This is a genomic window from Bacillus sp. KNSH39 (assembly GCF_052656585.1).
This window is the reverse complement of sequence record NZ_JBQXYO010000001.1, coordinates 4,167,501-4,181,113: the sequence shown is the minus strand read 5'-3', so window position 1 is coordinate 4,181,113 and position 13,613 is coordinate 4,167,501. Positions and strand designations below refer to the sequence as shown.

The following is a 13,613-nucleotide window of genomic DNA, read 5'->3' as shown; positions in this document are numbered from 1 at the left end:
ATCCTCTATTAGTGTTTGAAATGACGTACGCCAGTGAACACCATAGCAATCCCATAAGTATCTGCCACTTTAATAGAATCTTCATCACGGATTGATCCGCCCGGTTGAATGATTGCTGTAATTCCTGCTTTTGCTGCTTCTTCTAATGTATCTGGCATTGGGAAGAAAGCATCAGATGCAAGCGCGCTACCTTGTGCTTTTTCACCAGCTTGTGTAATTGCGATTTTTGCAGAACCTACACGGTTCATCTGTCCCGCACCGACACCAATTGTCATGTCATCTTTCGCTAAAACAATTGCGTTTGATTTCACATGTTTTACAACTTTCCAAGCTAGTTTTAAATCTTTCCATTCTTGCTCTGAAGGTTCACGTTTCGTTGGAATTGAAATTGTACTTTCATCTAATGATAACGTATCTTCCTCTTGAATGAGAAGTCCACCTTGTACAGAAGTTAGTTTTTTGCTTGCACTTGTCGCTTTTTCAATATTTATAGTTAATAAACGTAAGTTCTTCTTACTTTGCAACACTTCTAAAGCTTCTTGCGAGAACGAAGGTGCGATAACAATTTCTAAGAAAATTTCATGTAACTTTTCTGCTGTAGCTTTATCAATTTCACGATTTGCTGCAATAATACCGCCGAAGATTGATACTGGATCTGCTTCATAAGCACGAGTATATGCTTCGTGAATATTAGTTCCTACTCCAACACCACATGGATTCATATGCTTTACTGCTACTACTGCTGGTTCTGTAAATTCTTTTACGATGCTAAGCGCTGCGTCTGCATCATTAATATTGTTATACGATAATTCCTTACCGTGTAATTGTTCTGCGTATGCAACAGAAGACGTTGCTGCGAATGGCGCTTTATAGAAAGTTGCTTTTTGATGTGGGTTCTCGCCATAACGTAAGTCTTGCTTTTTCTCAAATGTCACAGTTAATGTTTCTGGACTTTCTTCACCCATTTGCTCTGTTAAGTAGTTAGAAATTAACGCATCATACGCTGCTGTATGACGGAATACTTTCGCTGCTAGTTTACGTTTTGTTTCCTCTGCTACTTCACCGTTCTCTTTCAGTTCTGCTAACACAATATCATAATCTACTGGATCTACAATTACCGATACGAATTTATGATTTTTCGCAGCAGAGCGAATCATTGTTGGGCCACCGATATCAATATTTTCAATTGCATCAGCAAATGTTACATCAGGCTTAGCGATTGTTTCTTTAAATGGGTATAAGTTAACAACAACAAAGTCAATTGGCTCTATACCTAACTCATTCATTTGTGTTACATGTGTTTCATTATCACGAACTGCTAATAGACCACCATGAATATTTGGATGTAATGTTTTCACACGGCCATCCATAATTTCAGGGAAACCAGTTACTTCAGAAATACCAATTACTTGTAAGCCATTTTCTTCTAGTAACTTTTTCGTACCACCTGTTGAAATAACTTCAATCCCTTGTTCTAGTAACCCTTTAACAAATTCTACTACTCCTGTTTTATCTGAAACACTTACTAATGCACGCTTTTTCATTTATCCTTCACCCCTGGTTGTATGTTAGTTAACAGTTGATTCTTTCACAGACTGAACAATTTGATTCACTGTATTTACGTATAATTTATGTTCAACTTGTTGAATTTTCTTTTGTAAGCTTTCTCTCGTATCCCCTTCAGAAACAACCACTGCTTCTTGTGCAATAATTGGCCCTGTATCCATACCTGCATCTACATAATGAATTGTTACTCCAGTTACTTTCACACCTGCTTCTAACGCTTGACCGACAGCATCTTTACCCGGAAAGCTCGGTAGTAATGATGGATGAATATTAATAATCTTCCCGCCGTATGCTTCTAGTAACGTCGGCCCGATTAAACGCATATATCCAGCTAAAATAACATAATCAATTTCATATTCTTCTAGCTTCTTTAATATCTCTTTTTCAAACGCTTCTTTTGACTCATATGCTTTCGCTGAAAAAGCAAAACACGGAATATGATGATAATTTGCCCTTCCAACAGCTCGTGCTTCTGATTTATCACATACTAATAAACTAATTTCTGCATCCAATCTTTTTTCTTCTACCGCATTAACGAGAGATTGAAAGTTAGATCCACTTCCAGAAGCAAAAACTGCTAATCTACTCATAGTGCTGTGCCCCCATTAAAAGTAACGCCAGCTCCTTGTATAGTACGTCCAATAATACGAGCCATTTCTCCTTGCTCTTCAAGAAGACGAACAACATCTTTTGCATCTTCTTCCTTCACTGCTACTACCATACCAATACCCATGTTAAAAATATTGAACATTTCTTTCTCTTCCAGTTTTCCAACTTCTTGAAGCAAACTAAAGATCGGCTGAATTTCCCAAGATCCTAGTTCAATCTCAGCACCGATTCCTTCTGGCAACATGCGTGGAATATTTTCAATAAATCCACCACCTGTAATATGCGCCATACCGTATACTTCATGTTTCTTCAATAGTTCTAAAATAGGTTTGACATAAATTTTCGTTGGTTTTAATAATTCTTCACCAAGAGGTAGTTCTAAGCGGCCATAAATACGCTCTAAAGATAGTTCCCCATCTTCTAATAACACTTTTCGTACTAAAGAGTAACCATTGCTATGAATACCGCTAGATGTTAAGCCAATTAGCACGTGACCAGCTTCAATCTTTTCACCTGTTACAATTTTCTTTTTATCAACAATCCCAACTGTAAAACCAGCTAAATCATATTCTTCCGTAGAATACATTCCTGGCATTTCAGCTGTTTCTCCACCGATTAATGCACAACCAGCTTGGCGACAGCCCTCTGATATACCTTTGACGATGTTTTCAATTTTACTAGGTTCAGCTTTACCACAAGCAATATAATCAAGGAAGAAAAGCGGCTCTGCTCCTTGGACAACAATATCATTTACACACATTGCTACTGCATCAATACCAATTGTGTCATGTTTATCTGCCATAAAAGCGAGCATCAATTTCGTTCCCACGCCATCTGTTCCAGATACTAATACAGGTTCTTCTAATGCAAATTTTGATAGATCAAACATACCTCCAAAACCGCCTAAACCGCCTAGTACTTCTTTTCTCATAGTTGTTTGTACGTGTTTTTTCATGCGAGATACCGCTTCATATCCAGCTTCAATATCTACTCCTGCTTGCTTATATGCATTCGCCATCGTTATTTACACCTCGTCTTTTAATTTCTCCCCATCCAGGGCGGGCTATTTTAAGAAAGGATCTAGCTCCTACATCAAAAGAAGTAGAAGCTTTTCTCACTTTTCTTATTTCATGCTTTCTAAAAGCTCTTGCTCATAATCATAAAGAGCTGTTGGATAGTCCCCATTAAAGTAAGCCATGCATAGGCCGCCATATTTCCCTTCATATGGACGTCCAATTGCATCTACTAATCCATCTTCACTTAAAAATGTTAAAGAATCTGCTCCGATCATTTCACGGATTTCTTCTACTGTATGATTTGCTGCAATTAATTCTTTTCTCGTTTGAATATCAATGCCATAGAAACATGGATATTTCAGAGGTGGTGAAGCAATTCTTACGTGAACTTCTGTCGCTCCAGCCTCACGAAGCATACGAACAATTCGTTTACTTGTCGTTCCTCTTACGATAGAGTCATCAATCATAACAACTCGTTTCCCTTCAACTACACCTCTTACTGCGGAAAGCTTCATCTTAACCCCTTGCTCGCGCAGTTCTTGAGAAGGTTGAATAAACGTACGTCCAACGTAACGATTTTTAATTAATCCTAACTCATATGGAATACCTGTCGCCTCCGCATAGCCAATCGCAGCTGAAATACTAGAGTCTGGTACACCAGTAACAACATCTGCTTCAATAGGAGCTTCTGCCGCTAAACGTTTCCCCATATTCTTACGTGCTGCATGGACGTTAACACCAGCAATATTAGAATCTGGTCGTGCAAAGTAAATATATTCCATACTACAAATTGCATGTTCTACATCGTTTGTGAAACGATCTACGTGAATTCCTTCATCATTAATGATAAGTAATTCACCCGGTTCTACATCGCGAATGTATGTTGCACCTACTACATCAAAAGCACATGTTTCAGATGCTACAACGTAAGCATCCCCCATCTTTCCAATTGAAAGCGGACGGAACCCATTCGGATCTAATGCAACGATCATTTCATTTCCAGTTAGTAAAAGATACGCAAACGCACCTTTCACTTTGTTTAAAGCTTCTTTTACACTTTCAATTAAAGAATCTTTTGTACTACGTTTAATAAGATGTAAAAGTACTTCTGTATCTGAACTAGTTTGAAAAATACTGCCCTCTGCTTCTAATTCACGACGAAGCATTTTTGCGTTAATTAAATTTCCGTTATGAGCTAACGCCATACTATGATCGGAAAAACGGAACAACAATGGTTGAACGTTAGCAACTTCACTTCCACCAGCTGTTGCATATCGTACATGTCCGATCGCTGATTTTCCATTTAATCCTTCTAGCTCACCTCTTGAAAACACTTCTGATATTAAACCTAACCCCTTGTGACCGACGATTTTTTCCCCATTATTTACGACAATGCCTGCGCCTTCTTGCCCACGGTGCTGTAAACTGTGCAATCCGTAGTATGAAACTTGTGCTGCATTTTCATGCCCCCAAATTCCGAAAACGCCACATTCTTCGTTTAACCCCTTTATTTCAGCAAGCATGGGATTGCCCCTTTCCAAGCCTTTCTCATTTCATCTACATTTGCTGTAAGTAATACTTCATTTTCTTCATTATGAATTGTTACTTCATTTGTACTTGTTACTTCTCCAACTTGGATTGCTTCTACCACTTTCTCAAACGCCTCTTTATTTTCACGTTTTACAGTTATCACGAAGCGAGACTGTGATTCAGCGAATAATGCAGCTGTTGCTTCTCCATCTAATTTCACAGTAGCACCTAAGCCTTTAGCACCAATTGCACTTTCTGAAATCGCAACTGCTAAACCACCTTCAGCAACATCATGTGCAGATTGAACAAGACCAGCTTGAATTGCTTCTAATACTTGTTTTTGGCGTTTTAATTCTACATCTAAATCGATACTTGGTGATTGACCGAAAATTTTGCCGTGAATCATTTTCTGTAATTCACTTCCGCCAAACTCAGCTTTCGTCTCACCAATTACATACACTACATCACCAGCTTGCTTAAACTCTTGTGTTGTTACATGTTTTAAGTCATGCACAAGTCCGACCATCCCAACAGTTGGTGTTGGATATACAGCTTCACCACTACGCTCGTTATACATCGATACGTTTCCGCCGATAACTGGTGTTTGTAATGTGCGACAAGCTTCACTCATACCGTCTACTGATTTCTCAATTTGCCAGAAGATTTCTGGTTTTTCTGGGTTACCGAAGTTTAAGCAATCTGTAATTGCAAGTGGCTCTCCGCCAGAACATACGATATTACGCGCTGCCTCTGCTACTGCAATTTTACCGCCCATCTCTGGGTCTAGATAAATGTAGCGAGAGTTACAATCTGTCGTCATTGCTAATCCTTTTTCTGTACCGCGTACACGTACAACTGCAGCATCTGAACCTGGCGTAACAACTGTGCTTGTGCGAACTTGGTAATCGTATTGATCGTATACCCACTCTTTACTTGCAATTGTTGGTTGCTGTAATAAAGCGAATAACGTTTCTTTATAATTTTCTACTTTTGGCGTTTCCATTTTCATTGCTTGGAATTCAGCAAAGTATGCTGCTTCTTTTGATGGCTTATGATAAATTGGTGCTTCTTCTGCTAAAGCATCTGCTGGAACTTCAGCTACCTTTTCACCTTTATGGAATAAACGAAGCATTTTATCTTCTGTTACTTTCCCCATCGTAACCGCTGCAAGACCATACTTCTCAAATAAATCTACTATTTCTTGTTCTCTACCTTTTTTCACGACAATTAACATACGCTCTTGTGATTCAGATAGCATCATTTCATATGGTGTCATTCCTGTTTCACGCTGTGGTACATCATCTAAGTACATTTCAATACCCATTCCTGCTTTACTTGCCATTTCTGCAGATGATGATGTTAAACCAGCCGCACCCATATCTTGAATTCCAACAAGTGCATCAGATTGAATTAATTCTAAACACGCTTCAATAAGAAGTTTTTCCATAAATGGATCCCCTACTTGAACCGCTGGACGTTTCGCTTCTGAGCTTTCAGATAGTTCTTCCGACGCGAATGTTGCACCGTGAATACCGTCACGACCAGTTGATGCTCCTACGTACATTACTGTGTTACCAGCACCATGTGCTTGCCCTTTTTTAATGTCTTCGTGGTTAATCAAACCTACGCACATTGCATTTACAAGTGGATTTCCTTCATAACATGGATCAAATTGTACTTCGCCGCCAACAGTCGGAATACCGATGCAGTTACCGTATCCTGCAATTCCTGCTACTACTTCTTCGAATAAATATTTCACACGTGGTGACTGTAATTCACCGAAACGAAGTGAGTTTAATAGAGCTACCGGACGTGCTCCCATAGAGAATACGTCACGAATAATACCACCAACACCTGTTGCAGCTCCTTGATATGGTTCAATAGCTGAAGGATGGTTATGACTTTCCATTTTAAATACAACTGCTTGATTATCACCGATATCTACAATTCCAGCACCTTCCCCAGGCCCTTGTAGAACACGCTCACCTGTTGTTGGGAATTTTCGAAGCACTGGTTTTGAATTTTTATAACTACAATGTTCAGACCACATTACAGAGAATAACCCTGTTTCTGTATAATTTGGCAGACGACCTAAAATCTTTTCAACCATGGCAAACTCTTCGTCTGTTAACCCCATTTCCGCATATATACGCTCTTCTTTAATTTGTGTTGGATTTGGTTCAAGCATTAACGACATATGTTTCCCTCCACTGTTTTAAGATAGATTGAAAGACTTTTAACCCTTCAGCACCGCCAAGTAATTCATCTACAGCACGCTCTGGGTGCGGCATCATACCAAGTACATTTCCTTTTTCATTTACAATACCAGCAATATCTGAAACGCTACCGTTAGGGTTTTCTACATAACGGAATGCGATTTGATTGTTCTCTTCTAATTGTTTAAGAGTCGCTTCATCACAATAGTAATTCCCCTCACCATGCGCGATTGGAATATTAATTATTTCATCTTTTTCATATTGTGATGTAAACATCGTTTCATTATTTTCAACACGTAACTGAACAGTGCGACACATAAATTTTAAGTTTTCGTTTCTTATTAACGCTCCTGGTAGTAATCCTGATTCAACAAGAATCTGGAATCCATTACATACACCTAAAATCGGCTTTCCTTGCTCAGCAGCTTTTTGCACTGCTTTCATTGCATTAGCAAAGCGAGAGATAGCACCGCAGCGTAAGTAGTCACCATAAGAAAATCCACCTGGTAGTAGAATTGCATCATATTCATCTAAATTCTCTGTATCGTGCCAAACGTAATCTACTTCTTCGCCAAGCTCATCTTTAATTGCATGGAACATATCGACATCACAGTTCGAACCCGGAAATACTATTACGGCAAATTTCACTGTGCGACAACCTCCTCAACTTCATAACGGAAGTCTTCCATTACAACGTTCGCTAATAGTTTTTCACACATTTCTTTTACCTTGCTATCTAAATCAGATACAGATTTATCAATTGTTAGTTCCATGTACTTTCCGATTCGAACGTCTTGTACTTCTGTGAATGAAAGACTATGAAGTGCTCCTTTTACTGCTGTTCCTTGTGGATCTAATACGCTTTCTCTTAATGTTACATATACCTTAACTTTATACATGTGAAATTCCCCCTAAACGTTTTAAAATCTCTTCATAAGCATCTGTTAAATTTCCAAGATCACGACGGAATACGTCTTTATCAAACTTTTCATTGCTCGTTTCATCCCATAAACGGCAAGTATCTGGTGAAATTTCATCCGCTAAAATGATTTCTCCTTCTTCCGTTACACCAAACTCTAATTTGAAATCTACTAATCTTACACGACAGCTTGCGAAATGATCAATCAACACTTGATTGATTTGTAGAGCCATATCTCGTAATACACTTACTTGCTCTGGCGATGCAACGTTTAATACACGAATATGATCTTCCGTTACAAGCGGATCTCCTAAATCATCATCTTTGAAGTAAAATTCTACGATTGGTTCTGCAAGTACAGTTCCCTCTTCCATTCCTAATCGTTTTGAAAGACTTCCTGCAATTACATTTCTTGTGACAACTTCTAAAGGAATAATACTCACTTTTTTAACAAGTTGTTCTGTTTCAGATAACTTCTCAACAAAATGTGTTTTAATTCCCACTTCTTGTAACTTTCTGAACAATAAAGTTGTAATTTCATTGTTCAAACGACCTTTTCCTGTAATCGTCTCTTTTTTCTCCCCATTGAAAGCAGTCGCACTATCTTTGTACTCTACCCAAACCATATCTGCTGATTCTGTACGATAAATTCTTTTTGCCTTACCTTCATACAGCAATTCTAGCTTTTGCATTTCGCAAGCCCCCTGTAGTTTGAAAAATGTGAATAATATTTTTATAAAGAATGGCACAGAATGACTCTATTCTGTGCCATATGAAATTTTACGCTTCGTTTAATCCAAGGCGTTCAAAGATTGTATCAACGTGTTGCATATGATGCTCATAGTTGAAGCATTCATTAATTTCTTCTTGTGTTAACTTGCTTGTAATACGCTCATCAGCTTCTACAAGCTCTTTAAATTGTACTTGTGTTTCCCAAGCTTCCATCGCTTTAGGCTGTACGATATCATAAGCTTCTTCACGTACCATACCTTTGTCGATTAGTGTAAGCATTACGCGCTGAGAATAAATTAAGCCGTATGTTCTTGTCATATTACGTTTCATATTCTCTGGGTATACAGTTAAGTTTTTAACAATATTACCAAAGCGATTTAACATGTAATTTAATGCGATTGTAGCATCTGGTAAAATTACGCGTTCTGCCGACGAGTGAGAAATGTCACGCTCATGCCATAATGGAACATTTTCGTAAGCTGTCATCATATAACCGCGGATAACACGAGCTAAACCAGTCATATTTTCAGAACCAATTGGATTACGTTTATGTGGCATTGCAGAAGAACCCTTTTGACCTTTTGCGAAAGCTTCTTCAACTTCACGTGTTTCACTCTTTTGTAAACCACGAATCTCAACTGCCATCTTTTCGATAGATGTTGCAATTAGTGCAAGTGTTGACATGTAGTGTGCGTGACGATCGCGTTGCAATGTTTGTGTTGAAATTGGTGCTGCTTCTAATCCTAAATTTTCACAAACATATTTTTCTACGAATGGATCGATATTTGCATATGTACCAACCGCACCAGATAGTTTACCAACACGAACTGTATCAGCAGCTTGTTTGAAACGCTCTACGTTACGTTTCATCTCTTCATACCAAAGACCAAGTTTTAAACCAAATGTCGTTGGTTCTGCATGAACACCGTGTGTTCTTCCCATCATGATTGTGTATTTATGCTCTTTCGCTTTGTTAGCTAAAATGCTTACAAAGTTCTCTAAGTCTTTTAATATAATTTCATTCGCTTGTTTTAAGATGTAAGATAATGCTGTATCTACTACATCTGTAGATGTTAAACCGTAATGAACCCATTTACGTTCTTCGCCTAATGCTGGCGTTTCTGATACAGCACGAGTGAATGCAACTACGTCATGACGTGTTTCTTTTTCAATTTCATAAATACGATCAATATCAAATGATGCATGTTCACGAATTTTTTTAACATCTTCTTTTGGAATATCGCCAAGCTCAGCCCATGCTTCACAAGCTAAAATCTCAACTTCTAACCACGCTTTAAATTTGTTCTCTTCCGTCCAAATCGCACCCATTTCAGGGCGTGTATAACGACTAATCATCTTTTTCCCTCCAACAGTTGTTCTTGATGGTCCCAAATATGCAAACTCTTCGCTTTTTCTAGAGCGACTTCAATATTATCATTTAAAATATTAACATGCCCCATTTTTCGCTGTGCTTTTGCTTCTTCTTTTCCATACAAGTGTAAATAGCACCCGGTTAATCTATTCACTTGTCTTAGGACCCCTTCTATATGTTCGCCTAAAATGTTTACCATGACAACTGGTTTTAACAAATTTGTTTCTCCTAGAGGTAAATTACAGATTGCTCGAATATGTTGACCAAATTGACTCGTTTCACATGCATCCTGTGTATAGTGTCCTGAATTGTGAGGTCTTGGCGCTAATTCATTAATATAAATCTCACCATTATCTGTAGCAAACATCTCTACAGCTAGTGTTCCCACAAGTTCTAATTCATCCGCAAGTACCTTTGCATACGCAATTGCTTTTTGAGAAAGCTCTTCTGTAATGCGAGCTGGAACGATAGATTCATGTAAAATGTTATTTACATGAATATTTTCTGCTACTGGAAACACTTTTGTTTCACCACTTACACTACGAATCACAATAACTGATACTTCTTTTTCAAAAGGCACCCATTTCTCTAAAATACATTCTGCTTTATCCACAAGATTTCTTGCTGCCTCAACATCAGCTTCACTTCTTAAAACAACTTGTCCTTTCCCATCATATCCACCTGTCGTCGTTTTTAAGACGGAAGGGAATGATAACCCAGCAATTGCTTCTGTAAGCTGATCTTGATTTTGAACTAATCTATACGTTGCTACTGGTAACCCAGCCTTCTCAATCGCATTCTTTTCTGTAAAACGATTTTGTGTTGTATTTAACAACTGACTACCTTGTGGTAAGTACGCATGTTTTTCAAGCCATTGTAAACATCTATAATCAATATTCTCAAATTCATATGTGACAACATCACTTATCTCTGCTAAATGCTGAATTGCTTTTAAATCATCATATGGTGCAACAATTTCAATATCAGCAACTTGTGCACATGGCGAATGCTTTGTAGGATCTAAAACAGCAATTTTATATCCCATCTCCTTAGCTGCCAATGCCATCATTCTTCCTAGCTGGCCGCCTCCAATAATACCGATTGTTTTTCCAGGTAAAATGATTCTCGTCATACTAGCTCACTACCTTCACGCACATCTTTTTCAATCGCTTCTCGTCTCAATTCTAATGCATCATGTATATCATCATGAAATGATCCAAGTATTTGTGCGGCAAGTAATCCAGCATTCGTTGAACCGGCTTTACCAATTGCAACAGTTGCAACTGGAACACCTCCTGGCATTTGGGCGATGGATAATAATGAATCTAAGCCGTTTAATGCTTTTGATTGAACTGGAACTCCAATTACAGGAAGATTTGTCTTCGCTGCAACCATTCCTGGTAAATGTGCTGCTCCACCAGCTCCAGCAATAATAACTTTCAATCCACGTTCACGAGCCGTCTCTGCATATTCAAACATATAATCCGGAGTCCGATGAGCGGATACAACTTTTTTCTCATACGGTATATTTAATTCATCTAAAATGTCACAAGCATATTTCATTGTTTCCCAGTCTGACGTACTTCCCATTATGACTCCAACTAGTGATTTCATATTAGAATCCCCCCGATTCAAATAAAAAAAGCCTGAAATAGAACAGTTTCTCTTTTACTATGAGAGAAAGCGCTCTACTCAGGCATACGTATCCCTTGTGAATAGAAAAATACCGAGTGACTTTCCCTCATAGTCTAACGAATAACGGTCGTTAGGTAGAGACTTGCAGGCCATATCCCCGCGATTATATGAGGTCTTATATTATTGTTTCTATGGCTATATTAACAATATTTCATAAACAATGTCAATAAATAATCGAATGTTTTTTTATTAGCAGTCAATAACGTTCGTGTTTTAGTTATATTCAAAAGAAGAATTGCAACTATATACAAGAAGAAAAGGGAATTAGAATATATATTTCTAGAGATCTATTTTATGTATTTATCGTTTAAATAGCACTTCAGTATGTTTTTAATCAAAATATATACACTCTTGTATTATTATAACGATTTAATTTCTAAGGAGGATAACTGTTAAAGAAAGAACTTGGCTATTATCCTATTTATTTTTCTCTATTGCAGTAATTTCTGTAATTATTAAATATTTATTTATAGCATCTCATTATTTAAAATATATACTTATGATAGAAATAATGTGTCCTATTTTAAGTATTACTTTAGTGACATTAGGAAAATCAGGAACACAAAAAATCATTACTATTATTTTAAAGAGTCTCTACTTCATTCTTTTTTCGTCTGTAGCTTTATTAAATTTACGGATTATAGCATTCGGTAAATAAAAATAAACACAAAAAAACCTAAGTCAAAATAACTTAGGTTCTTGCTTGGCGACGTCCTACTCTCACAGGGACAAGGTCCCAACTACCATCGGCGCTAGAGAGCTTAACTTCCGTGTTCGGTATGGGAACGGGTGTGACCTCTCTGCCATCATCACCAAACTATGAAGGCATATTCCTTCAAAACTAGATAACATTGCTACATATTATATGGTTAAGTCCTCGATCTATTAGTATTCGTCAGCTCCACATGTCACCATGCTTCCACCTCGAACCTATCAACCTGATCATCTTTCAGGGATCTTACTAGCTTACGCTATGGGAAATCTCATCTTGAGGGGGGCTTCATGCTTAGATGCTTTCAGCACTTATCCCTTCCGCACATAGCTACCCAGCTATGCCCTTGGCAGAACAACTGGTACACCAGCGGTGCGTCCATCCCGGTCCTCTCGTACTAAGGACAGCTCCTCTCAAATTTCCTACGCCCACGACGGATAGGGACCGAACTGTCTCACGACGTTCTGAACCCAGCTCGCGTACCGCTTTAATGGGCGAACAGCCCAACCCTTGGGACCGACTACAGCCCCAGGATGCGATGAGCCGACATCGAGGTGCCAAACCTCCCCGTCGATGTGGACTCTTGGGGGAGATAAGCCTGTTATCCCCGGGGTAGCTTTTATCCGTTGAGCGATGGCCCTTCCATGCGGAACCACCGGATCACTAAGCCCGACTTTCGTCCCTGCTCGACTTGTAGGTCTCGCAGTCAAGCTCCCTTATGCCTTTGCACTCTACGAATGATTTCCAACCATTCTGAGGGAACCTTTGGGCGCCTCCGTTACACTTTAGGAGGCGACCGCCCCAGTCAAACTGCCCACCTGACACTGTCTCCCGGGTCGATAAGACCCGTAGGTTAGAATTTCAATACAGTCAGGGCGGTATCCCACCAGCGCCTCCACCGAAGCTAGCGCTCCGGTTTCAATGGCTCCCGCCTATCCTGTACAAACTGTACCAAAATTCAATATCAGGCTACAGTAAAGCTCCACGGGGTCTTTCCGTCCTGTCGCGGGTAACCTGCATCTTCACAGGTACTATAATTTCACCGAGTCTCTGGTTGAGACAGTGCCCAAATCGTTACACCTTTCGTGCGGGTCGGAACTTACCCGACAAGGAATTTCGCTACCTTAGGACCGTTATAGTTACGGCCGCCGTTTACTGGGGCTTCAGTTCAGAGCTTCGCTTACGCTAACCCCTCTCCTTAACCTTCCAGCACCGGGCAGGTGTCACCCCCTATACTTCGCCTTAC

The 13,613-nt window shown here is 39.0% G+C and carries 12 protein-coding genes, 2 rRNA genes and 1 riboswitch (1 of these 15 only partly in view); of the genes, 1 reads left to right on the top strand and 13 read right to left on the bottom strand.

The genetic code is table 11. The features are described 5' to 3' along the window. Positions 1-8: 8 nt before the first annotated feature. From purH to purE, 11 genes are all read right to left on the bottom strand, one after another. A complete protein-coding gene (purH, locus tag ACUL40_RS21440; RefSeq protein ID WP_445423009.1) occupies positions 9-1,544 on the bottom strand; it encodes a bifunctional phosphoribosylaminoimidazolecarboxamide formyltransferase/IMP cyclohydrolase in 1,536 nt (511 codons plus the stop codon). Positions 1,545-1,568: 24 nt separating this feature from the next. After that, the gene (gene purN / locus ACUL40_RS21435; protein ID WP_074047938.1) at positions 1,569-2,156 is read right to left on the bottom strand and encodes a phosphoribosylglycinamide formyltransferase; all 588 of its coding nucleotides are present in this window, start codon (positions 2,154-2,156) and stop codon (positions 1,569-1,571) included. Further along, the gene (purM, locus tag ACUL40_RS21430) at positions 2,153-3,193 is read right to left on the bottom strand and encodes a phosphoribosylformylglycinamidine cyclo-ligase (RefSeq protein ID WP_074047937.1); all 1,041 of its coding nucleotides are present in this window, start codon (positions 3,191-3,193) and stop codon (positions 2,153-2,155) included. The genes purN and purM overlap by 4 nt, the downstream gene beginning before the upstream one ends. Positions 3,194-3,298: 105 nt before the next feature. Then, complete coding sequence (purF, locus tag ACUL40_RS21425; RefSeq protein ID WP_000879025.1) at positions 3,299-4,714, bottom strand: amidophosphoribosyltransferase; 1,416 nt, start codon at positions 4,712-4,714, stop codon at positions 3,299-3,301. Beyond that, on the bottom strand, positions 4,699-6,918 hold the full coding sequence (gene purL / locus ACUL40_RS21420) for a phosphoribosylformylglycinamidine synthase II (RefSeq protein WP_065382292.1): 2,220 nt from the start codon (positions 6,916-6,918) through the stop codon (positions 4,699-4,701). The genes purF and purL overlap by 16 nt, the downstream gene beginning before the upstream one ends. Then, entirely contained in the window at positions 6,902-7,585 is a 684-nt protein-coding gene (gene purQ, locus ACUL40_RS21415; protein ID WP_000666774.1) for a phosphoribosylformylglycinamidine synthase subunit PurQ, read from the bottom strand. Before purQ ends, purL begins: the two co-directional genes overlap by 17 nt. After that, positions 7,582-7,836, bottom strand: coding sequence for a phosphoribosylformylglycinamidine synthase subunit PurS (gene purS, locus ACUL40_RS21410; protein WP_000278823.1), 255 nt, complete (start codon positions 7,834-7,836; stop codon positions 7,582-7,584). Before purS ends, purQ begins: the two co-directional genes overlap by 4 nt. Continuing rightward, positions 7,829-8,548 (bottom strand): phosphoribosylaminoimidazolesuccinocarboxamide synthase, encoded by a 720-nt coding sequence (gene purC, locus ACUL40_RS21405; RefSeq protein ID WP_001170544.1) that lies wholly within the window; start codon positions 8,546-8,548, stop codon positions 7,829-7,831. The genes purS and purC overlap by 8 nt, the downstream gene beginning before the upstream one ends. Before the next feature lie 88 nt (positions 8,549-8,636). Then, complete coding sequence (gene purB, locus ACUL40_RS21400) at positions 8,637-9,944, bottom strand: adenylosuccinate lyase (protein ID WP_000625682.1); 1,308 nt, start codon at positions 9,942-9,944, stop codon at positions 8,637-8,639. Next, complete coding sequence (purK, locus tag ACUL40_RS21395) at positions 9,941-11,092, bottom strand: 5-(carboxyamino)imidazole ribonucleotide synthase (protein ID WP_000196774.1); 1,152 nt, start codon at positions 11,090-11,092, stop codon at positions 9,941-9,943. The genes purB and purK overlap by 4 nt, the downstream gene beginning before the upstream one ends. Then, positions 11,089-11,574, bottom strand: coding sequence for a 5-(carboxyamino)imidazole ribonucleotide mutase (purE, locus tag ACUL40_RS21390; protein WP_000839365.1), 486 nt, complete (start codon positions 11,572-11,574; stop codon positions 11,089-11,091). The genes purK and purE overlap by 4 nt, the downstream gene beginning before the upstream one ends. A gap of 110 nt (positions 11,575-11,684) precedes the next feature. Further along, positions 11,685-11,786, bottom strand: a riboswitch (purine riboswitch). Between the two features lie 254 nt (positions 11,787-12,040). Here purE and ACUL40_RS21385 point away from each other — a divergent pair. Further along, positions 12,041-12,313 carry a hypothetical protein gene (locus ACUL40_RS21385; RefSeq protein WP_074047936.1) on the top strand — a complete coding sequence of 91 codons (273 nt, stop codon included), beginning with the start codon at positions 12,041-12,043 and terminating at the stop codon, positions 12,311-12,313. Between the two features lie 43 nt (positions 12,314-12,356). Here ACUL40_RS21385 and rrf read toward each other — a convergent pair. Further along, positions 12,357-12,472 (bottom strand): 5S ribosomal RNA (gene rrf / locus ACUL40_RS21380). A gap of 48 nt (positions 12,473-12,520) precedes the next feature. Beyond that, positions 12,521-13,613: ribosomal RNA gene (locus tag ACUL40_RS21375) — 23S ribosomal RNA — on the bottom strand (it continues 1,829 nt past the right edge of the window).